The sequence below is a fragment of the Pseudomonas sp. USTB-Z genome (assembly GCF_019691255.1).
GTDB classification, from domain to species: Bacteria; Pseudomonadota; Gammaproteobacteria; order Pseudomonadales; family Pseudomonadaceae; genus Aquipseudomonas; species Aquipseudomonas alloputida.
Genome location: NZ_JAECZP010000009.1, coordinates 92,213 through 114,236 on the forward strand (window position 1 = coordinate 92,213; position 22,024 = coordinate 114,236).

A 22,024-nucleotide genomic window follows, 5' to 3' on the forward strand; every position below is an offset into this window, starting at 1 on the left:
CCGAGGCTGTGCACCTCACAAAAATAAACATTGCATCCAATAAGCCAAACTTTGATTTTTCCAGTCTATATGCATCGATTCTCAACAACTGACATAAATAACAGTTGCAAAAAAATAACCCCGGAAAGCCGTGAGCTACCGGGGCCAAGAGCGAGCAACATCCACTGTGCGTGAGCGAGGGTGACCAAACCCTCTGTACCGTGAATGGCTTCAGTGTGCGTGCTTGCCTGGCAGGGGATTTAGTCGTAAACGACCTGTTCTTAGCCAAAGCAGCCATGGCGGCATTCTGTCCTTGCGAGGCTGTCGCACACGTCACAGAATCGGTCGTAAATCACAGCAGCACTCTCTTAGCGATAAAAGGGACAACAGCCATGATGCATGCGGATTTGATTGATCAGGACGACCTCGCCGGCCATTTGCGCGCGCACGGTTTCGATATTCCGGCCGGGGCCAGCGCCGAACAGGCGTGTGAAGCGGTGGTTCGTGGGCTGACCGAGCCCAATGCGCGGGCGCTGAAGGGGATGGTGGAGCAGATGTACACCGGCAGTGCGACGATCCTGCCGGCAGTTCGCCAGGCCATCGACAAGCAACTGTTGCCGGCATTGGCGCAGTTCAACAAACGCGCGTAATTCATTTACCCAGGACCGGCCCCTTCGCGGAACAAGCCCGCCCCCACAGGTCACCGCTGGCTCAAGCTCAGCGGGTGTGACCTGTGGGAGCGGGCGTGCCCGCGAAGAGGTCGGCGCGGTCTCAGAGCCTTACACTGGCAAATGTCGACTCGTTGCGTGCCTGGCTCAGGGCCGCCATCGGCCCGCTGTGCGGCGACAGGGTCATGGCCTGCGGAATCGGCATCATGGCCACCTGCTGCGCGGTGTTGGAGCCCACGCGCTCGTCACGCGGCGGAATACCGAAGTACTCGCGATAGCACTTGGAGAAGTGCGGGGTCGACACGAAGCCGCACACCGATGCCACTTCGATGATCGACATCGGCGTCTGCTTCAGCAACTGCCGCGCACGGATCAGGCGCAACTTCAGGTAGTAGCGCGAAGGTGAGCAGTGCAGGTACTTCTGGAACAGGCGCTCCAGCTGACGCCGCGAAACCGCCACATAGACCGCCAGTTCGTCCAGGTCGATCGGTTCCTCCAGATTGGCCTCCATCAACGCGACGATTTCCTGCAACTTCGGCTGGTTGGTGCCAAGCATGTGCTTGAGCGGCACACGCTGGTGGTCCTGCTCGTTGCGAATACGCTCGTAGACGAACATCTCGGAGATCGCCGCCGACAGCTCGCGGCCGTGATCACGGCTGATCAGGTGCAGCATCATGTCCAGCGGCGCGGTGCCACCGGAGCTGGTGAAGCGGTTGCGGTCAAGGGTGAACAGGCGGGTGCTCATGTTCACCCGCGGGAAGGCTTCCTGCATTGCGGCCAGGCATTCCCAGTGCACGCTGCAATCGAAGCCGTCGAGCAGGCCAGCGCAGGCCAGTGCCCAACTGCCGGTGCACACGGCACCCAACCTGCGCGACTGACGGGCCTGGGCTTGCAGCCAGGTGACGTGTTCACGGGTGACGGAACGCTGGATGCCAACACCACCACAGACAATCACGGTGTCGATAGGCGGAGCATTGCTGATGGCGGCATCCGGTGTGATTTGCAGACCATCGCTTGCCCACACCTGGCCGCCATCGATGGTCAGCGTGTGCCAACGATACAGCTCACGGCCAGACAGCTGGTTGGCCATGCGCAGCGGCTCGACCGCCGATGCCAGGGAAATCAGGGTGAAATTGTCCAATAGAAGAAACCCGATGGACTGGGGTGCTGTGCGGTTCTGGGTTGGATTCCCGGAGGTGTACGACGTCATCGCGATTTCTCCTCACACAAATGCAGGGTGTGCCTCAGGCGGGCACTTACTTCTTGTTATGACCCCTCGGTCATTTTCCGGGGGTAGGCTTGCCAATCTCAACGCAAACGCCGTGCCTAAACTTGAACGGCCATCCAAAAAAACCTGAAAACGACGCCTTTATGGGGCAATTCAAGTGCTTGCATCGTGTTGGCCAGTCGTCCAGAACAGGCGAGCTAGCGCGTTGCCTGTAACGGTTGAGCAGTTTAGTGACACGCGCCGCGTGGGTTTCCCAGAAGCGACACCTTTAAGTGTCACCGACAACCCTCACACTGATCGCGACATCCGACGATCGGTAGCGTGGCGCCGCACCATAAAGAGGCATTGGCGGTTGTGTTGCACCTGCATCAGCCTCAAGGGCCTCTTCGCGGGCAAGCCCGCTCCTACAGGGATTGCACAGTTCCTGTAGGAGCGGGCTTGCCCGCGAAGAGGCCCAGAAGGTCAGTTCAGGAAATCAGCACTCGATAGCGCTGACCGCCAGGCCGCCGCGCGAGGTCTCTTTGTACTTGTCGTGCATATCGGCCCCGGTATCGCGCATGGTGCGGATTACCTGGTCGAGGGAAATGAAGTGCTCACCATCGCCGCGCAAGGCCATCTGCACCGCGTTGATGGCCTTCACCGCAGCAATCGCGTTGCGCTCGATGCAGGGCACTTGCACCAACCCGCCAACGGGGTCGCAGGTCAGGCCGAGGTTGTGTTCCAGGGCAATTTCAGCGGCGTTCTCAACCTGGGGCGGGGTGGCGCCGAGCACTTCGGCAAGCCCCGCTGCGGCCATCGCGCAGGCCGAGCCGACTTCCCCCTGGCAACCCACTTCGGCACCGGAGATCGAAGCGTTCTTCTTGCACAGGATGCCCACAGCGGCGGCAGCCAGGAAGTAATCGACAACGCTGGACTCATCCACCGCATCGCTGAATCGCATGTAGTAATGCAGCACCGCCGGGATGATGCCTGCCGCGCCGTTGGTAGGCGCGGTCACCATGCGCCCGCCGGCGGCGTTTTCTTCATTGACCGCCAAGGCGAACAGGTTGACCCATTCCATGGCACTCATGGTCGAGCCGATCACGTTGGGCTTGCCGATTTCCTGCAGGCTGCGGTGCAGCTTGGCGGCACGGCGGCGCACGTTCAGCCCGCCGGGTAGCGTGCCCTCGTACTTGAGGCCGTTGTTGACGCATTCCTGCATGGCTTCCCAGAGCTTGTGCAGGCCAGCGCGGATGTCTTCCTCGCTGCGCCAGACCTTCTCGTTGGCCATCATCAATTGCGACACGCTGAGGTCGTTTTGCTTGCACAGGCGCAGCAGTTCGGCGGCGCTGTTGAAGTCGTACGGCAACACTGTCTGGTCAGCATCCAGCACACCGCTGGCGGCTTGGGCTGCATCGACCACAAAGCCGCCGCCCACCGAGTAATAGGTGTCGCGGTGCAACTCACCCTGCTCGCCTTCGGCAATCAGGGTCATGGCGTTGGGGTGATACGGCAAGTTCTCGTCCAGCAGCAGCATGTCGCGGGCCCAGACGAACTCGACAGGCAAGCGGCTATCCAGCTGCAGGGTGTTGGTTTCGCGCAGGTCAGCGATACGCGGCACGATCTGGGTCGGGTCAATGGCGTCCGGCCACTCGCCCATCAGGCCCATGATGGTGGCGTTGTCGGTGCCATGACCAATACCGGTGGCCGACAGCGAGCCATACAGGCGCACTTCGATCCGTTTTACACGCTCCAGCTCACCGCGTTCGCGCAGGCCCTGAACGAACAGGGCGCCAGCACGCATGGGGCCGACGGTGTGGGAGCTGGAGGGCCCGACACCGATCTTGAACAGGTCGAACACGCTGATGGCCATTGTCGAATCACCTCTTGCTGGGCTTGTCTCTGCGCGCCATGCGCAGGGCGGGGTAGCTGCTAGGCTCAAACAGCGGGCCGCCTTGAATGCCAGCATCATCGGGCTTTTACCGCCCACCTCGCCGTCTGCAACCGACGTACTTTTGTCCAGCAGCGCCGCGCTGTTCTCAACCAGAAACTGCGCCCACCGCGCCGTTTTCCAGCGGCCTGGTGACGCAAAAATGCGCGCGAGGGGGTGGAAAAATCCATAAGCGACATCGCCCATACTGGATACGACCCGTTCCGTACTGGATACGACCCAACCAGTAGGCGATTGCCCGGAGCTGGAGGATTATCGAAAGCGACTCGTAAAGCACGGCCACGCATCCTGCCCTCTGCAGGCCTGGTCGACCGGACCCTCAGAAAGCCCGGCGACCCACGCGAACCCGAAGACAATATCTCAGGAGTCCATCCATGAAAGGTTCACCCTCGCTGTTACTGGTTGCGTTGCTGTCCGCGCCATTGCTGGCCCAAGCAGCCGAACCCGAGCAATGTCAGACTGTACGCTTCTCCGATGTCGGCTGGACCGACATCACAGTCACGACCGCGACCACCAGCGTTGTGCTCGAAGCACTGGGTTACAAGACCCGCACCACCATGATCTCGGTACCGGTGACCTACAAGTCGCTGGCCACCGGCAAGGACCTGGACGTGTTTCTCGGCAACTGGATGCCGACCATGGAGAACGACATCAAGCAGTACCGCGACGCCGGCACGGTAGAAACCGTGCGCGCCAACCTGGAGAACGCCAAGTACACCCTGGCAGTCCCCCAGGCGCTGTACGACAAGGGCCTGAAGGATTTCAGCGACATACCCAAGTTCGAGAAGGAACTGGACGGCAAGATCTACGGCATCGAACCGGGTAACGACGGTAACCGCACCATCCAGAGCATGATCGACAAAAACGCCTTTGGCTTGAAGGACGCCGGTTTCAAGATCGTGCAGTCCAGCGAGGCGGGCATGCTGTCGCAAGTTGACCGCGCGCAGAAACGCGGCGAGGCATTGGTGTTCCTGGGCTGGGAGCCACACCCGATGAACACCCGCTTCAAGATGCAGTACCTGACCGGCGGGGACGACTTCTTCGGCCCCGACTTCGGCAAGGCGACCGTGCTGACAAACACCCGCAAAGGATACACGCAGGAATGCAGCAACGTTGGCCAACTGCTTAAGAATCTGTCGTTCGAGCTCAAGGATGAAAGCACCATGATGGGCTATGTCCTGGACGACAAGATGAAACCCGAGGCCGCCGCCAAGAAATGGATCAAGGACAACCCAGGCAAGCTGGATGCCTGGCTGGCCGGCGTTACCACCGTTGATGGCAAACCAGGCCTGGAGGCGGTCAAGGCCAAGCTTACGCAATAACGAACTACGCAGTAGCGCTACCTCGGGGCAGGACCGTGCCTGCCCCGGGTTGATTTCAATCTATGCAGGTGGAAGCTCGCTATCATGCTTATCGATCAGAAAATACCCCTGGGCCAGTACATCGCGTCGTTCGTCGAATGGCTGACCCAGAACGGCGCGAATTACTTCGACGCCATCGCGCAAGGCCTGGAGTTCATGATCCATGGCGTCACCAGCGCCCTGACTTTCTTCAACCCGTTCGTGCTTATCGCCCTGTTCGCCGCCCTGGCGCACTTCATCCAGCGCAAGTGGGCCCTGACCGCATTTGTCGCCCTGTCGTTCCTGCTGATCCTCAACCTGGGATACTGGCAGGAAACCATGGAAACCCTGGCGCAGGTCACCTTCGCCACGGTGGTATGTGTGGTGATCGGCGTGCCACTGGGCATCCTCGCCGCGCACAAGCCGATGTTCTATACCGCCATGCGCCCGGTGCTCGACCTGATGCAGACGGTGCCCACCTTCGTCTACCTGATCCCTACCCTGACCCTGTTCGGCCTGGGCGTGGTGCCGGGGCTGATTTCCACCGTGGTGTTCGCCATTGCCGCGCCCATTCGCCTGACCTACCTGGGCATCTGCGACGTGCCGCAAGAGTTGATGGACGCCGGCAAGGCCTTTGGCTGCTCGCGTCGTCAACTGCTTACCCGTATCGAACTGCCGCACGCGATGCCAAGCATCGCCGCCGGTGTCACTCAATGCATCATGCTGTCGCTGTCGATGGTGGTCATTGCCGCCCTGGTTGGCGCTGACGGCCTGGGCAAACCTGTGGTCAACGCACTGAACACCGCCGATATCTCCCTGGGCTTCGAAGCGGGCCTGGCGATCGTGCTGCTGGCAATCATGCTCGACCGTATCTGCAAGCAACCGGAACTGCCGGTAAGGGGTGAGGCATGAGCATCATTCGTTTCGAAGACGTCGACGTCATCTTCTCCAACAAGCCGCGCGAGGCACTGGCGCTGCTGGACCAAGGCCAGACCCGCGAGCAGATCCTCAAGCAGACCGGCCTGGTGGTGGGTGTCGAAAAGGCCAACCTCGATATCAACAAAGGCGAGATCTGCGTGCTGATGGGCTTGTCTGGCTCGGGCAAGTCGAGCCTGCTGCGCTGCATCAACGGCCTCAACACCGTCAGCCGTGGCAAGTTGTTCGTCGAGCACGAAGGCAAGCACATCGACATTGCCAATTGCTCCGCGGCCGAGCTGAAGATGATGCGCACCAAGCGCATTGCCATGGTGTTCCAGAAGTTTGCCCTGATGCCTTGGCTGACGGTGCGCGAGAACATCAGCTTTGGCCTGGAAATGCAGGGTCGCCCGGAAAAGGAACGGCGCAAGCTGGTCGACGAGAAGCTTGAGCTGGTGGGCCTGACCCAGTGGCGCAACAAGAAGCCGGATGAGCTGTCTGGCGGCATGCAGCAGCGCGTGGGCCTGGCCCGGGCGCTGGCGATGGATGCCGACATCTTGCTGATGGACGAACCGTTCTCGGCCCTGGATCCACTGATCCGCCAGGGCCTGCAAGATGAGCTGCTTGGCCTGCAGGCCAAGTTGAGCAAAACCATCGTGTTCGTCAGCCACGACCTGGACGAGGCGCTGAAACTGGGTACCCGCATTGCGATCATGAAAGACGGTCGGATCATCCAGTACAGCAAGCCGGAGGAGATCGTGCTGAACCCGGCCGACGAATACGTGCGCACTTTCGTCGCCCATACCAACCCGCTGAACGTGCTGTGCGGGCGCAGCCTGATGCGCAGCCTGGACAATTGCAAACGGGTCAATGGCTCGGTGTGCCTGGACCCAGGTATCGATTCGTGGCTGGACCTTGGCGAAGGCGGCGCGCTCAAGCGTGCACGCCAGGGCCAGAACGGGCTGGACATGCAGAGATGGGCACCGGGGCAAGATGTGGAGCTGCTGGAGCGCAGGCCGACCGTGGTGCACGCCGACATCGGCATGCGTGAGGCACTGCAGATTCGTTATCAAACCGGCAACAAGCTGGTGCTGCAGGATAACGACAGGGTGGTGGGGATACTCGGGGATACCGAGCTTTACCACGCTCTGCTCGGCAAGAACCACGGTTGAGGCAATTGGGGCCGCTTCGCGGCCCTTTCGCGGGCACGCCCGCTCCCACAGGTTTGTGGACTGCCCCCAAGAAGTTGGACACCAATCCAACTCTTGGGGGCAGTCCAGGTTTGCTGAGATCTCTGTGGGAACGGGCGTGCCCGCGAAGGGCTGCAAAGCAGCCCCGATCAATGGATCAGCGAACGACGATCCCGCGCGAAGCCATGTAAGCCTTGGCTTCAGGCACTGTGTACTCGCCAAAGTGGAAGATGCTGGCCGCCAGCACCGCGCTGGCATGCCCTTCCAGAATGCCGTCAGCCAAGTGCTGCAGGTTACCCACACCCCCCGAGGCAATCACCGGAATCCCCAGCGCATCACTGATAGCGCGGGTAACGCCCAGGTCGAAGCCGTTCTTCATGCCGTCCTGGTCCATGCTGGTCAGCAGGATCTCGCCAGCGCCCAGGCCTTCCATCTTCTTCGCCCACTCGACCGCATCCAGCCCAGTCGGTTTGCGCCCGCCGTGAGTGAAAATCTCCCAGCGCGGCGCTTCACCTGGCCCGGACACTTTCTTGGCATCGATGGCGACAACGATGCACTGCGAACCGAAACGGTCCGCCGCCTCGCCAACAAACTCTGGGTTGAACACCGCGGCGGTGTTGATCGAGACCTTGTCGGCACCGGCGTTGAGCAGGTTGCGGATGTCCTGCACGGTCCGCACGCCACCCCCTACCGTCAGCGGGATGAACACCTGGCTGGCCATGCGCTCGACGGTATGCAAAGTGGTGTCGCGGCCATCGACGCTGGCAGTGATGTCGAGAAAGGTGATTTCGTCAGCACCTTGCTCGTCGTAGCGACGGGCGATTTCCACCGGGTCGCCGGCATCACGGATGTTCTCGAACTTGACGCCCTTGACCACCCGGCCGTTGTCCACGTCCAGGCAAGGGATAATGCGCTTGGCCAGTGCCATGGTTCAGTCCTCAGCCTTGGTAGTTGTCACAGAAGGCCTGGGCCTCAGCGACATCCAGGGTGCCTTCGTAGATGGCACGGCCGGTGATGGCGCCGATGATGCCCGGGGCCTTGGCGTCCAGCAGCGCCTTGATGTCGCCCAGGTTGTGAATGCCGCCCGAGGCGATCACCGGGATACGGGTGGCTTCAGCCAGTGCCTTGGTGAAGGGCACGTTGCAGCCCTGCATCATGCCGTCCTTTGCGATGTCGGTGTAGACGATCGCCGAGACGCCATCGGCCTCGAAACGCCTGGCCAGGTCGATGACCTGCACCGAGCTCACTTCGGCCCAACCGTCGGTGGCGACGAAACCGTCCTTGGCGTCCAGGCCGACGATGACCTTGCCCGGGAAGGCTTTGCACGCTTGAGCAACGAACTCGGGCTGCTTGACGGCCTTGGTGCCAATGATCACGTAGCTGACGCCAGCCTTGACGTAGTGTTCGATGGTTTCCAGCGAACGGATACCGCCGCCGATCTGGATCGGCAGGTTCGGGTAGCGCTTGGCGATGGCGGTAACCACTTCACCATTGACCGGCTGGCCTTCGAAGGCGCCGTTGAGGTCGACCAGGTGCAGGCGGCGGCAGCCACCCTCGACCCACTTGGCAGCCATGCTCACCGGGTCGTCGGAAAATACCGTGGAGTCTTCCATGCGGCCCTGGCGCAGGCGCACGCAAGCACCGTCCTTCAGATCGATAGCGGGGATAATCAGCATCTTGGGAACCTGTCTATTTGTTGGGTTTCAGGGCTTCTCGAGTGCCCACAGGTCGCTTTCGATGCCCTCGAACCGCTCCTTGAGGTGCAGCTGAACATCGGCAATCGCCCTGTTGTAGTAATGGGGTGCAATCTCTTTGCTGAACAGCTCGAGGACCTCGGCCACCTCGAACGACCCCAACTGCAGCTCGAAGCGGTCTTCGAGAAAACGCTTCAAGGTGTCGAGCGCTTCGCGCTCCTGCTCGGGGGCCAGGGTGATGGTCGGGGCCTTGGTCTTCGACCTGCTCATTTACCAGCGCCCGTCCCAGGCGATGAAGTTCTGCAGCAGCTGCAGGCCATGGGTATGGCTCTTCTCCGGGTGGAACTGCACGGCAAAACGCGAACCGTCGGCCAGCGCTGAGGCGAAGTCGACGCCATAGTGACCGCGTCCCACCACCTGGCCCGGCTTGCCGGCATTGATGTAGTAGCTGTGCACGAAGTAGAAACGTGCGCGGTCAGGGATGTCGTGCCACAGCGGGTGGTCGATGGTCTGGCTGACTTCGTTCCAGCCCATGTGCGGCACCTTCAGGTGCTCGCCCTCTTCTTGCAGGTCTTTGCCGAAAAAGCGCACCTGGCCAGGGAACAGGCCAATGCAGTCGACGCCGTTGTTTTCCTCACTGTGCTCGAGCAGCGCCTGCATACCGACGCAGATGCCGAGGAACGGGCGGTCCTGGCTGACTTCGCGGACCAGGCTGTCGAAGCCCAGGCGGCGGATTTCGGCCATGCAGTCGCGAATCGCGCCCACGCCCGGGAACACCACACGGTCGGCCTCGCGGATCACTGAGGCATCGCTGGTCACCAGCACTTTACCGGCACCTACGTGCTCAAGCGCCTTGGCCACCGAGTGCAGGTTACCCATGCCATAGTCGATTACGGCTACCGTTTGCATTTACAGGCACCCTTTGGTGGAAGGCATCTGCCCGGCCATACGCTCGTCGAGGGTGATGGCCATGCGCAGGGCACGGCCGAAAGCCTTGAATACGGTTTCGATCTGGTGGTGGGTGTTGTGGCCACGCAGGTTGTCGATGTGCAGGGTTACCAGGGCGTGGTTGACGAAGCCCTGGAAAAACTCCTGGAACAGGTCGACATCGAAGCCGCCAACGCTTGCACGGGTATACGGCACGTGCATCTGCAGGCCTGGGCGGCCAGAGAAGTCGATGACCACGCGAGACAGCGCTTCGTCCAGCGGCACGTAGGCGTGGCCGTAGCGGAAGATACCTTTCTTGTCACCGATAGCTTGGGCGAATGCCATGCCCAGGGTGATGCCGACGTCTTCGACGGTATGGTGATCGTCGATATGCGTGTCACCCTTGCACTCGATATCCAGATCGATCAGCCCATGGCGGGCGATCTGGTCCAGCATGTGTTCAAGGAAAGGCACACCGATATCGAATCGGGCCTTGCCACTGCCATCGAGGTTGATCGAGCACTTGACCTGGGTTTCCAGGGTATTGCGCTCGACGGAAGCCTTACGTTCGACCATCACCAGCTCCGCAAAATCATTGGGCGAAAAGGGTTTCATTATAGGCCCAGAACGCGCCAGCTTGAAACGCGGATGACATATGGCAAAGCCAGGTTTTACGCTGGCTGGATGCTGCTACAGGTCTATACAACTGCGTAATGGGGGCTGCTTTGCAGCCCATCGCGACACAAGGCCGCTCCCACAGGGACCGCGCAACCCTGAAGCGTACGCGGTCCCTGTGGGAGCGGCCTTGCGTCGCGAAAGGGGCGCAAAGCGCACCCATGCAGTTACATCAATGGAACAGGACAGCAGTCTTCTGCAGTGTCACCCAAACACCCCAGGCCAACGGCACAACCACCACCGCCCAGGCCAGCAGCACCAGTGGCAGGCTGCCTGGCGCCGCCTTCCACTCCAGCGACCGCGCCCCATCGACGCCCTTGTCATGGCTCAACGCACGCTCGGCCGCCAGTTCGGCATCACTCATGAAATGTTTGTCGGCCACCGGGCGCACCAGCATGTTGCAGATAAAGCCCAGCACCAGCAGACCCGCGAGAATGTACAAGGTCATGTCATAAGCCGCCGCCCGCTCCACGCCCGCTGCCAGTTGATACTCGCGCAGGTAGGTGATCAGCACCGGCCCCAGCACCCCCGCTGCCGCCCAGGCGGTCAGCAGGCGGCCATGGATGGCACCCACCATCTGCGTGCCGAACAGGTCGGCCAGGTAGGCCGGCACCGTTGCAAAACCACCGCCATACATCGACAGGATGATGCAGAACGCTGCCACGAAAAGCGCCACGTTGCCCAGGTGCCCCATGTTCGGCACCAGGCTGTACAAGCCCACACCCAAGGCGAAGAAGGCAAAGTAGGTGTTCTTGCGGCCGATGTAGTCGGAGAACGATGCCCAGAAGAACCGGCCGCCAATGTTGAACAGGCTCAGCAGGCCGGTAAAGCCGGCGGCGATCGCGGCAATCTGCGCCAACTGCGCAGTGCTCAGCTGGCTGAAGGTCAGTTCGTTGCCCAGTAATTTACCGGCGAACACTTCCTGCAGCAGCGGTGACGCCATGCCCAAAATGCCGATGCCCGCCGACACGTTCAGGCACAGCACCAGCCAGATCAGCGCGAACTGCGGGGTCTTCCAGGCCACACTGACGTGCACGTGGCGGTCGGTGACCATGGCGTTACCGGCATTCTTCAACGGCGCAGCCCAGCCTTCAGGCTTCCAGCCAGTCGGTGGTACGCGATACGCCAGGGCGCCAGCGGTCATGAACACAAAGTAGATCGCCGCCATGGCGACAAAGCTCTGCCATACGCCAACTTCGTGCTCATTGCCAAAATGCCCCATAAGCGCGGTGGCCAGCGGCGCCCCGACCATGGCCCCGCCGCCGAAGCCCATGATCGCCATACCGGTGGCCATACCGCGTTTGTCCGGGAACCACTTGATCAAGGTCGACACGGGTGAGATGTAGCCCAGGCCCAGGCCGATACCGCCAATCACGCCGGAGCCAAGCCACATCAGCCACAATTGATGGGTTTTCACACCTATCGCCGAAAGCAGCATGCCACCGCACCAGCACAAGGCCGACACCAGGCCAGCCTTGCGCGGGCCGGCGTGCTCCAGCCAGCCGCCCAGCACCGCCGCCGAGCAACCGAGGAAGACGAAGAACAGGGTGTAGATCCAGCTCAGCATCGAGATTGGCCAGTCGCATTCGGCGCTGAACATCCGGGCCATGAAGCCCATGTCTGCCGCACAGGCAACGGGGGCGGTGATCCCCAGGGCTTGCGACAAAGGCAGCCAGAATACCGAGAAGCCGTAGGCCATACCGATGCACAGGTGAATGGCCAGGGCAGCTGGCGGGACGAGCCAGCGGTTGAAGCCCGGGCGGGCGATTATGCGTTCCTTCGACAGGAAGCCTGGCTCACTGGCCAAGGTTCCCGTCGCGACGGTACTGGTCATGAATCTGATCCTTGTTATAGGGAGGGTGCTCGCAAAGCGGCGCAAGGGTAGCAGCATCAAGCAGCATGAAAGCAATCTGCCATCGTCCATTTTTGCCCGACTGAATCGGTCATGTCCCGGCAAAAGCTCAATATTAAGCTGTCGAAAGCCGTACCCTCTGATACAGGCGTAGGAATTTCCTACATCTCTAGTCGTACAAGCAGGGGTAACCGCGACAGCGTTATACTCTGCCGCCTGAACTCACTAACGGACTAAAAGGACTCGCCCATGAAAGCGTTCGGCAAAATCCTGGGACTGGGGCTTCTCGGGTTACTGCTGATCATCGTGGCGCTGGGCTTCGCCCTGACCCACCTCTTTGATCCCAACGACTACAAAGACGAGATTCGCCAGCTGGCACGCGACAAGGCCCACGTCGAACTGACCCTCAATGGTGACATCGGCTGGAGCCTGTTCCCGTGGCTGGGTCTGGAGCTGCACGAAGCCAGCATCGCTACCTTGAACAAACCCAAGGAACCGTTCGCCGACCTGCAGATGCTTGGCCTTTCAGTCCGTGTACTGCCGCTGCTGCGCCGCGAAGTGCAAATGAGCGACGTACGTGTCGAGGGCCTGAACCTGACCCTGGCGCGTGACGAACAGGGCCATGGCAACTGGGAGGACATCGGCAAGCCGCTACCCGCGCAGAATGGCGCAGGCACCGATGCACAGGCACAGGCACCTGCCGAGCAGACGCCTGCGACCACCGACAGCAACGACCGCGCCATCAAGCTGGACATCGACAGCCTGACCGTGAACAACGCCCGCGTGCAGTACACCGATGCCAAGACCGGCCAAAATTACAGCGCCGAGAGCATCCAGCTGAGCACCGGGCCGGTCCATGAAGGCGCAAACATCCCGCTCAAGGCCAGCGCCTTCATCAGCGCCAGCCAGCCGAGCATCAAGGCCCGTACCGAGCTGGCCGGCGAATTGCGCTTCGACCGCAAGCTCAAGCGCTACAACTTCGAAGACATGCGCCTGTCGGGCGAGACCTCGGGTGAGCCTACCGGCGGCAAGACCGTGACCTTCGCCGCCCAGGGCCAACTGCTGGTCGACCTGGCCGCCAATGTCGCCTCGTGGAACGGCCTGAAAGTCTCGGCCAACCAACTGCGCGCCCTCGGTGAGCTGAACCTGCGTGATCTGGACAAAGCCCCCCAGCTGAGCGGCGGCCTGTCCATCGCCCAGTTCAACCTGCGCGCCTTCCTTGAAAGCATTGGCCACCCGCTGCCGGCCACCAACGACCCGGCCGCCTTCGCCAAGCTGGAGCTGGTGACTCGCCTGCAGGGCACGCCCAGCAGCCTGGCCCTGGAAGACCTGGCGGTGAAGCTGGACGACAGCACCTTCAGCGGCCGCGTGGCCGTCGAAGATTTCGCCAAACAAGCCCTGCGCCTGCAGCTTAAGGGCGACACCTTCGACGCCGACCGCTACCTGCCGGCCAAAAGCGAAGAAGCCAAGGGCGCCACCGCTGCGCGCCAGGCCGAGGTCAAGCAACAAGAGGCCAGCGCCGTAGCCGGTGCTGGCACCACACCACTGCCCACCCCCCCAACGCAAGTGGCATGGAGCGACGACAAGCTGCTGCCGGTCGACCGTCTGCGCGCCCTCGACCTGCAGGCCGACCTGGCCTTCGGCTCGTTGACCCTGGACAAGCTGCCGATCGAGAGCGCCCAGCTCAAGGCCGTTGGCCAAGGCGGCCTGCTGACCCTGCAAACCCTGCGCGGAGCGCTGTACAACGGCACCTTCGAAGCCAAGGGCACGGTCGACGTGCGCCCTGCCGTGCCACAGCTGGGTGTGAACACCAATATCCAGCGGGTGCCGGTGGAACACTTCATCAAGGCCGAAGGCAAGGAACAGACGCCGCCGGTCAAGGGCCTGCTGACCCTGACCAGTGATCTGACAGCCACCGGTAACAGCCAGAAAGCACTGGTCGACACCCTGAACGGCAGCGCAAACTTCGCCATCAACGATGGCGTACTGGTCAATGCCAACCTGGAACAGCAGCTGTGCCAGGCCATCGCCACGCTCAATCGCAAGACGCTGAGCAGCGAACCACGCGGCAAGGACACCCCGTTCCAGGAACTGCGCGGCAGCCTGGTAGTGCGCAATGGCGTCGCCAGCAACCCGGACCTCAAGGCGCGCATCCCGGGCCTCACCGTCAATGGCCATGGTGACCTCGACCTGCGCGTGCTGGGCATGGACTACAACGTCGGCGTAGTCGTCGAAGGCGACCAGCGTGCCATGCCGGACCCGGCCTGCCAGGTCAACGAACGTTATGTAGGTGTTGAAGTACCCCTGCGCTGCCGTGGTCCGCTGGAACTCGGCGCAAAGGCCTGCCGCCTGGACCAGAACGGCCTGGGCAAGGTTGCCGCCAAGCTGGCCGGCAACCGCCTGAAGGACAAGATCGATGAAAAGCTTGATGAAAAACTTGGAGACAAAGTGAGCCCGGAACTGAAAGACGCGCTCAAGGGGCTGTTCAAGCGATGAGCCCCGAGCAGTTCTCCAGCGCAGTGCTGGACTGGTATGACGAGCACGGCCGGCACGACCTGCCCTGGCAACAGGGCATCACGCCGTACCGCGTGTGGGTGTCGGAAATCATGTTGCAGCAGACCCAGGTCAGCACCGTGCTCAATTACTTCGACCGCTTCATGCAGGCCCTGCCAACCGTGCAAGCCCTGGCCGAGGCACCGGAGGACGAAGTGCTGCACCTGTGGACGGGCCTGGGTTACTACACCCGCGCACGCAACCTGCAAAAGGCCGCCAAGGTCGTCGTCGAGCAACATGGCGGCGAATTCCCGCGCAGCGTCGAGCAGCTTACCGAGCTGCCCGGCATTGGCCGCTCAACTGCCGGCGCCATCGCCAGCATCAGCATGGGCATCCGTGCACCGATCCTCGACGGCAACGTCAAGCGCGTGCTGGCACGCTACACCGCCCAGGCCGGCTACCCCGGCGAACCCAAGGTTGCCAACCAGCTATGGGCCACTGCCGAGCGCCTTACCCCGCAACAACGCGCCAACCACTACACCCAGGCGATGATGGACATGGGCGCCACGCTGTGCACGCGCAGCAAGCCCAGTTGCCTGATCTGCCCGTTGCAGCGCGGCTGCGAAGCGCACCTGCACGGTGAAGAAACCCGCTACCCCGAGCCCAAACCGCGCAAGGCGCTGCCGCAACGGCGCACACTGATGCCACTGCTGGCCAACCACGAAGGCGCCATCCTGCTTTACCGCCGCCCTTCCAGCGGCCTGTGGGGTGGTTTGTGGAGCCTCCCGGAGCTGGACGACATCGCCCAGCTTGACGACCTGGCCTACCAGCACGGCCTGCGCCTGGCTGGCCGCCACGCCATGGACGGCCTGACCCACACCTTCAGCCACTTCCAGCTGGCGATCGAGCCTTGGCTCGTGCGCGTCGACCCGGTCGGCGAGCACGTGGTCGAGGCCGACTGGCTCTGGTATAACCTCGCCACCCCGCCGCGCCTGGGCCTCGCCGCCCCGGTGAAAAAGCTGCTTGAACGCGCGACCGACGAACTGATTGCAGGAGACGCCCGATGACCCGCACCGTGATGTGCCGCAAATACCAAGAAGAACTGCCAGGCCTGGAACGCCCGCCCTATCCCGGTGCCAAGGGCCAGGACATCTTCGAACACATCTCGCAGAAAGCCTGGGCCGACTGGCAGAAGCACCAGACCATGCTGATCAACGAGAAGCGCCTGAACATGATGAACGCCGAGGACCGCAAATTCCTCCAGGCTGAGATGGACAAGTTTTTCGCCGGCGAAGAATACGCCCAGGCCGAAGGCTACGTTCCACCGGCCGAATGACCCCAAAAATCGTAAGCGACGGAATTAATTTAAAATTTTTTCAAAAAGTCGTTGACGAGCGGTCCGGAAATCTATTTAATTCACCTCGTCGCCCAGATAGCTCAGTCGGTAGAGCAGAGGATTGAAAATCCTCGTGTCGGCGGTTCGACTCCGTCTCTGGGCACCACCTTCAAGCTTCTGGTGGTTGCAAAGTTACCCGAAGCGACAACAAGAAACCCGCCTAGTGCGGGTTTTTTGTTGCCTGTAATTTTTTCGCATTGACCAGCATCAAATAGCCATCATTCGTTCACCTTCATAATCGAAAACGGACATCCGTATCGACTATCAAGGACCTCCATGAGCGAAGAATCACCCCTCCTGCTCCCCGCCCCCAGCGAACCCACCACCACACCGATCCGCACACGCCGCACACGCCAGCGCAAGCCGGAGCCGACAATAACCCGCATCAGCCAGCAACCCGCAGCACTGGAAGTTGCCACGGCCCCCAAAGGCAGCAACGAGGACAGCACCTCGGCACGCCTGCCGGCCAGCTACCCTTACCGCACCCGCCTGCGCCGCCAGGACTACGACAAGGCCAAGCATGCGTTGCAGATCGAGCTGCTGAAGGTACAGAGCTGGGTGAAGGAAACCGGCCAGCGTGTGGTGATCCTGTTCGAAGGGCGCGATGCCGCAGGCAAGGGCGGCACCATCAAGCGCTTCATGGAGCACCTCAACCCACGCGGTGCGCGCATTGTCGCCCTGGAGAAGCCTTCCGAGCAGGAGAAAGGCCAGTGGTACTTCCAGCGCTACATCCAGCACCTGCCCACAGAGGGTGAAATGGTGTTCTTCGACCGCTCCTGGTACAACCGTGCCGGGGTCGAGAAGGTGATGGACTTCTGCACGCCACTGCAATACCTGGAATTCATGCGTCAGGCGCCAGACCTGGAGCGCATGCTGTGCAACAGTGGCATCCTGCTGTTCAAGTACTGGTTTTCGGTGAACCGCGAAGAGCAGTTGCGACGCTTCATTTCGCGCCGGGACGACCCGCTCAAGCACTGGAAGCTGTCGCCCATCGACATCAAGTCGCTGGACAAGTGGGAGGACTACACTTCGGCCAAAGAGGCGATGTTCTTCCATACCGATACAGCCGATGCGCCGTGGACGGTGATCAAGTCCGATGACAAGAAGCGGGCGCGGATCAACTGCATCCGGCACTTCCTGCATTCGCTGGACTACCCAGGCAAAGACCCTCGGGTGGCACATGCACCCGACCCTCTGCTGGTGGGCCGAGCTTCACACGGCTTCGAAGAAGACGAGACTCCGCAGCCGGCCACCTGAAAGCCCGGCATGCCGGCCAGCATGGCTGGCAGTGGGAGGGAAGCTATGCAGGGCCCTCGGCCAGCATAATCTGGAGATGTCTCCCACAGACGTCTCACTAAGCTGCAGCGCTCAGGGGCGCTGCTTGGGTTTATCGTGCAATTGCGCTTCAATACGCGCACTTTCAGACACACCCAAGGATTTCCCCATGGCCACCCCTACCAAGCAACAGAAACGCGCCAAGCGCGCCGCCAGCAAGGCCAAGCAGAACCGCATGGTACGCAGCGGCCAAGCGGTCAAGGCCAGCGCCGGCGACAGCGCCAGCGTCGAGCAGGTGTACAAAAAGGCCATGGAGTCGGGCAGCTACGACGCGATGTTCAACAAGATGAAGGAAGCGCAGGAAGGCGGCCTGGTGCCAATGATCTCGGTGTTCCTGGTGGATCCGCTGCTCGCCCTGGTGCTCAAGGGGCACAAGGAAGAACACGCCACCGACTACATCGTGCTGGTGTTCAACGCCTACCGCAAATGGCTGGACGGCGCTGACGAAGAGACCACCATGGCCTGGCTGGAGAGTGATGAGTTCCAGGACGCCTATATCGCCGCTTCCGAACTCGTGGCCAAGCAGCAGCAACAGCAGAAGCAGTTCGGCTGACAGGGCCATGTAACCTGTTGTGGCCTCCGCGCGGCCCCTGTAGGAGCGGGTTTACCCGCGAATACGATGGCGGCTGCAACGGTGATTAGCCAGGGACATTGACCAGCAGGCCCGGCCCTTTCGCGGGTAAACCCGCTCCTACGGGCCTGTGGCGAACCTGCGGGCTTGCCCACGAAAGGGCCATCACAGGCAACAAAAAAAGGCCGCACCCTTCACAGGGCGCGGCCTTTTCATTTCAGCCAGCGCGGATCAGCTGTCCAGCGCCGCCCGCCCGGCAGCCTCGCGCTTGCGGTGCACCAGCAAGCCAGCCGCCACCACACCAATACTCAGCAACGCAGTCGCAATGATCTCCGCACGGTGATCCTCACGCAGCGCCATGACCACCAGAATGGCAACGATGAAGGCAATGGTCGCCCAGGTCAGGCCCGGGAACAGCCACATCTTGAAGGTGATCTTCTCGCCGCGGGCTTCACGCTGGGCGCGCATGCGCAGCTGCGACACGGCAATCACCAGGTACACCAACAGCGCGATGGCGCCAGAGCTGGCCAGCAGGAACTCGAACACCTGGGCCGGTGCCACGAAGTTGGCGAACACGCAGAGAAACGCTGCCGCGGTGGACAGCAGTACCGCCACGTGCGGGGTCGCCGCCTTGGTGGTGCGTTGGGCGATGGCCGGGGCGTCGCCACGCTTGCTCAGCGAGAACAACATACGCGAAGAAGTGTACAGCGCCGAGTTCAGGCAGCTGGTCACGGCAATCAGCACAACAATGTCGACGATCAGCTTGGCATTCGGCACACCAATACGGCTCAGCACGGTCTGGTAGGAGCCCGTCTCGGCCAGGGCCGGGTCGTTCCACGGCACCAGGGCCACGACCAGGAAGATCGACACCAGGTAGAACAGGCAGATACGCCAGATTACCGAGTTGGTGGCACGGCTGATCTGCTTGCCTGGGTCCTTCGACTCGGCAGCGGCGATGGTGACGATTTCGGTACCCATGAACGAGAACATGGTGGTCAGCATGGCTGCCAGCACTGCGCCCAGGCCGTTGGGCATGAAGCCTTGGGTATCGAACAGGTGGCTGGCACCGCTCACCTGGCTGCTCGGTACAAAGCCGAACAAGGCAGCACAGCCCACGGCGATGAAGCCGATGATCGCCAGCACTTTGAGCAGGGCAAACCAGAACTCGAACTCACCGTAGTTCTTCACGCTGCACAGGTTGGTGAGTGTCAGTGCCAGGGTAATGATGAGGGAGAACGCCCACAGATCAACCGCCGGGAACCAGGCATGCAGAATGGCCGCGGCGGCGTTGGCCTCCAGCGGAATTACCAACACCCAGAACCACCAGTACAGCCAGCCGATGGTGAAACCGGCCCAGCGCCCGATGGCACGGTCGGCATACGTAGAGAACGAACCGGTGTCAGGCGAGGCGACTGCCATTTCACCCAGCATACGCATGACCAGCACGACCAGCGTACCAGCGGCAGCGTAAGCCAGCAGCACGGCAGGGCCGGCAGCTGCGATGGCGTGGCCGGAGCCTACGAACAGGCCGGCACCGATGACGCCAGCGATGGACAGCATGGTCACATGCCGTTGTTTGAGCCCCTGAGCGAGGTCATTGGAATTGTTACCGCTCATTGAAACTACCTTTGTAAGGAGTGGACCACGCCGACTGCGGGTATAGAGCGCGCCAGGGGTTGACCCAGGCGTCGCTGCAATCGGCGGTTTCCAACTGGCAATAAGCGCGCCACATGCCGAATACACCCGTCAGAAAATGCTGCAGGCCTTTTAGGATGCGGCTTGGAGGGCTTTCGGCCATTGCATGACCGAAAGGGCATCAAATCATCGGATTACTGAAATACTCACTTACAAATGCACCAAAGGTGCTCCTCGGTAACACCCATGCACCAACGCAATGCCAAAAAGTGCAACCCATGGGTACAACCTTGTGACATCAACATGGCATTCGTGGGTGAACCCGTTTGCACTGGCAAAAGGTCGGGTTTACCCCTCCAATGGGTCAAAACAGCTTCCATGCGCCGGCCAAAGCTGGCACCATCGCGCCTTTTTTCATCAAGGCTCTGGTGCTGGGCGACACCTTCGCGGACATCTGCGCGACGTTACGCTGTAGCGATGCGACAAACTGCCCCACCAGCGCCCCCAGTCCCCGGCGACCCTGTTGGCCGTCATAATGCCGCTATGCTAGCTTGGCGCACGCCAGGAAGGCCGCCAACAGCTGGGAACGCACCCGAACACATGAGGACCGCACATGGCTCAGGCCACGCCCGCGCTGGAAATCCGCAATTTGCACAAACGCTACGGCGAGCAGGAAATTCTCAAGGGCATTTCGCTGACCGCTCGCGACGGTGACGTGATCTCCATCCTGGGGTCGTCCGGCTCCGGCAAGTCCACCCTGCTGCGCTGCATCAACCTGCTCGAGAACCCGCACCAGGGCGAAATCCTGGTCGCCGGCGAAGCCCTCAAGCTCAAGGCCGCCAAGAATGGCGACCTGATCGCAGCCGACAACCGCCAGATCAATCGCCTGCGCAGCGAAATCGGCTTTGTCTTCCAGAATTTCAACCTGTGGCCGCACATGTCGATCCTCGACAACATCATCGAGGCGCCACGCCGCGTGCTCGGCCAAAGCAAGGCCGAGGCCATCGAAGCCGCAGAAGCGCTGCTGAACAAAGTCGGCATCTACGACAAACGCCACAGCTACCCCGCCCAGCTTTCCGGTGGCCAGCAACAGCGCGCCGCCATTGCCCGTACCCTGGCCATGAAGCCCAAGGTCATCCTGTTCGACGAGCCTACATCGGCACTCGATCCGGAAATGGTCCAGGAAGTGCTTAACGTTATCCGCGCATTGGCCGAAGAAGGCCGTACCATGCTGCTGGTGACGCACGAGATGAGCTTTGCCCGCCATGTGTCCAGTGAAGTCGTCTTCCTGCACCAGGGCCTGGTCGAAGAGCAGGGATCGCCGCAGCAGGTCTTCGAAAACCCGACCTCGGCGCGTTGCAAGCAATTCATGTCCAGCCACCGCTAACGGAGCAATACATGCACACCTACAAGAAGTTTCTCCTGGCAGCTGCTGCCACGCTGGTGATGTCGGCAAACGCCATGGCCGCAGAAAAACTGCGCATGGGCATCGAAGCCGCCTACCCACCGTTCAACAACAAGGATGCCAGCGGTAACGTGGTTGGCTTCGACAAAGACATTGGCGACGCCCTGTGCGCCAAGATGAAAGTCGAATGCTCGGTCGTTACCTCCGACTGGGACGGCATCATCCCGGCCCTGAACGCCAAGAAGTTCGACTTCCTGGTGTCGTCGCTGTCGATCACCGACGAACGCAAACAGGCTGTGGACTTCACCGAGCCGTACTACTCCAACAAGCTGCAGTTCATCGCGCCGAAAAACGTCGACTTCAAGACTGACAAAGAGTCGCTGAAAGGCAAGGTCATCGGCACCCAGCGCGCAACCTTGGCCGGCACCTACCTTGAAGACAACTTCAAGGGCGTCGACATCAAGCTGTACGACACCCAGGAAAACGCCTACCTCGACCTGGTCTCCGGTCGTATCGACGGCATCCTGGCCGACAAGTACGTGCAGTACGAGTGGCTGAAAAGCAAAGACGGCTCGAACTTCGAGTTCAAGGGCGAGCCGGTGATGGACAGCGACAAGATCGGCATTGCCGTGCGCAAAGGTGATACCAAGCTGCGCGACGACCTGAACAAAGCCCTGGCAGAAATCAAAGCCGACGGTACGTACAAGAAAATCAACGACAAGTACTTCCCGTTCAGCATCGAATGATCCGCCCTGACCGGCGCGCCCTTGCGGCGCGCCAGTCCCTAAAAT

20 protein-coding genes and 1 tRNA gene are annotated in these 22,024 nt (G+C 61.3%); 12 read left to right on the forward strand and 9 right to left on the reverse strand.

Features of this window, described 5'->3' with window-relative positions; genetic code table 11:
- Window positions 1-371: 371 nt before the first annotated feature.
- Window positions 372-629, forward strand: coding sequence for a hypothetical protein (locus I8746_RS12710; RefSeq protein WP_221100734.1), 258 nt, complete (start codon window positions 372-374; stop codon window positions 627-629).
- 121 nt (window positions 630-750) lie between these two features.
- Here I8746_RS12710 and I8746_RS12715 read toward each other — a convergent pair whose 3' ends face one another.
- Both I8746_RS12715 and I8746_RS12720 read right to left on the reverse strand, forming a co-directional pair.
- On the reverse strand, window positions 751-1,857 hold the full coding sequence (locus I8746_RS12715) for a GlxA family transcriptional regulator (RefSeq protein ID WP_003255719.1): 1,107 nt from the start codon (window positions 1,855-1,857) through the stop codon (window positions 751-753).
- A gap of 493 nt (window positions 1,858-2,350) precedes the next feature.
- Window positions 2,351-3,727, reverse strand: coding sequence for an L-serine ammonia-lyase (locus I8746_RS12720; protein ID WP_003255722.1), 1,377 nt, complete (start codon window positions 3,725-3,727; stop codon window positions 2,351-2,353).
- Between the two features lie 452 nt (window positions 3,728-4,179).
- On the opposite strand from I8746_RS12720, the gene I8746_RS12725 reads away from it, so the two are divergent.
- From I8746_RS12725 to choV, 3 genes are all read left to right on the forward strand, one after another.
- Window positions 4,180-5,127, forward strand: coding sequence for a choline ABC transporter substrate-binding protein (locus tag I8746_RS12725; RefSeq protein ID WP_221100735.1), 948 nt, complete (start codon window positions 4,180-4,182; stop codon window positions 5,125-5,127).
- An 81-nt stretch (window positions 5,128-5,208) separates the two neighbouring features.
- The gene (gene choW, locus I8746_RS12730) at window positions 5,209-6,057 is read left to right on the forward strand and encodes a choline ABC transporter permease subunit (RefSeq protein ID WP_172830946.1); all 849 of its coding nucleotides are present in this window, start codon (window positions 5,209-5,211) and stop codon (window positions 6,055-6,057) included.
- Window positions 6,054-7,232, forward strand: coding sequence for a choline ABC transporter ATP-binding protein (choV, locus tag I8746_RS12735; protein ID WP_003255727.1), 1,179 nt, complete (start codon window positions 6,054-6,056; stop codon window positions 7,230-7,232). The genes choW and choV overlap by 4 nt, the downstream gene beginning before the upstream one ends.
- 175 nt (window positions 7,233-7,407) lie before the next feature.
- Here choV and hisF read toward each other — a convergent pair whose 3' ends face one another.
- The 6 genes from hisF to I8746_RS12765 all read right to left on the reverse strand — a co-directional run bounded on the left by hisF (window position 7,408) and on the right by I8746_RS12765 (window position 12,380).
- Complete coding sequence (gene hisF / locus I8746_RS12740; protein WP_003255729.1) at window positions 7,408-8,178, reverse strand: imidazole glycerol phosphate synthase subunit HisF; 771 nt, start codon at window positions 8,176-8,178, stop codon at window positions 7,408-7,410.
- A gap of 10 nt (window positions 8,179-8,188) precedes the next feature.
- The gene (hisA, locus tag I8746_RS12745) at window positions 8,189-8,926 is read right to left on the reverse strand and encodes a 1-(5-phosphoribosyl)-5-[(5-phosphoribosylamino)methylideneamino]imidazole-4-carboxamide isomerase (RefSeq protein ID WP_014755066.1); all 738 of its coding nucleotides are present in this window, start codon (window positions 8,924-8,926) and stop codon (window positions 8,189-8,191) included.
- Between the two features lie 27 nt (window positions 8,927-8,953).
- Entirely contained in the window at window positions 8,954-9,214 is a 261-nt protein-coding gene (locus I8746_RS12750; protein WP_014755065.1) for a DUF2164 domain-containing protein, read from the reverse strand.
- A complete protein-coding gene (gene hisH, locus I8746_RS12755) occupies window positions 9,215-9,853 on the reverse strand; it encodes an imidazole glycerol phosphate synthase subunit HisH (protein WP_221100736.1) in 639 nt (212 codons plus the stop codon).
- The gene (gene hisB / locus I8746_RS12760) at window positions 9,854-10,447 is read right to left on the reverse strand and encodes an imidazoleglycerol-phosphate dehydratase HisB (RefSeq protein WP_003255736.1); all 594 of its coding nucleotides are present in this window, start codon (window positions 10,445-10,447) and stop codon (window positions 9,854-9,856) included.
- A 271-nt stretch (window positions 10,448-10,718) separates the two neighbouring features.
- Entirely contained in the window at window positions 10,719-12,380 is a 1,662-nt protein-coding gene (locus I8746_RS12765) for an OFA family MFS transporter (RefSeq protein WP_221100737.1), read from the reverse strand.
- 267 nt (window positions 12,381-12,647) lie between these two features.
- Between I8746_RS12765 and I8746_RS12770 the strand changes: the two genes are divergently transcribed.
- From I8746_RS12770 to I8746_RS12795, 6 genes are all read left to right on the forward strand, one after another.
- Window positions 12,648-14,894, forward strand: coding sequence for an AsmA family protein (locus I8746_RS12770; protein WP_221100738.1), 2,247 nt, complete (start codon window positions 12,648-12,650; stop codon window positions 14,892-14,894).
- Window positions 14,891-15,958, forward strand: a complete 1,068-nt coding sequence (mutY, locus tag I8746_RS12775; protein ID WP_011953236.1) for an A/G-specific adenine glycosylase — start codon at window positions 14,891-14,893, stop codon at window positions 15,956-15,958. Before I8746_RS12770 ends, mutY begins: the two co-directional genes overlap by 4 nt.
- Complete coding sequence (locus tag I8746_RS12780) at window positions 15,955-16,227, forward strand: oxidative damage protection protein (protein WP_003255742.1); 273 nt, start codon at window positions 15,955-15,957, stop codon at window positions 16,225-16,227. The genes mutY and I8746_RS12780 overlap by 4 nt, the downstream gene beginning before the upstream one ends.
- 90 nt (window positions 16,228-16,317) lie before the next feature.
- Window positions 16,318-16,393: transfer RNA gene (locus I8746_RS12785), tRNA-Phe, on the forward strand.
- A gap of 170 nt (window positions 16,394-16,563) precedes the next feature.
- Window positions 16,564-17,544, forward strand: coding sequence for a polyphosphate kinase 2 (gene ppk2, locus I8746_RS12790; protein ID WP_011953235.1), 981 nt, complete (start codon window positions 16,564-16,566; stop codon window positions 17,542-17,544).
- Between the two features lie 187 nt (window positions 17,545-17,731).
- Window positions 17,732-18,175: a hypothetical protein gene (locus tag I8746_RS12795; RefSeq protein ID WP_011953234.1), complete on the forward strand. Its 444-nt coding sequence runs from the start codon at window positions 17,732-17,734 to the stop codon at window positions 18,173-18,175.
- A 249-nt stretch (window positions 18,176-18,424) separates the two neighbouring features.
- On the opposite strand, the gene gabP is transcribed toward I8746_RS12795, so the two are convergent.
- Window positions 18,425-19,810: a GABA permease gene (gene gabP, locus I8746_RS12800; protein ID WP_003255745.1), complete on the reverse strand. Its 1,386-nt coding sequence runs from the start codon at window positions 19,808-19,810 to the stop codon at window positions 18,425-18,427.
- A 631-nt stretch (window positions 19,811-20,441) separates the two neighbouring features.
- Between gabP and I8746_RS12805 the strand changes: the two genes are divergently transcribed.
- Together I8746_RS12805 and I8746_RS12810 are read left to right on the forward strand one after the other, a co-directional pair.
- Entirely contained in the window at window positions 20,442-21,215 is a 774-nt protein-coding gene (locus tag I8746_RS12805; RefSeq protein WP_003255746.1) for an ABC transporter ATP-binding protein, read from the forward strand.
- Between the two features lie 11 nt (window positions 21,216-21,226).
- On the forward strand, window positions 21,227-21,979 hold the full coding sequence (locus I8746_RS12810) for an ABC transporter substrate-binding protein (RefSeq protein ID WP_011953233.1): 753 nt from the start codon (window positions 21,227-21,229) through the stop codon (window positions 21,977-21,979).
- Window positions 21,980-22,024: the final 45 nt, after the last annotated feature.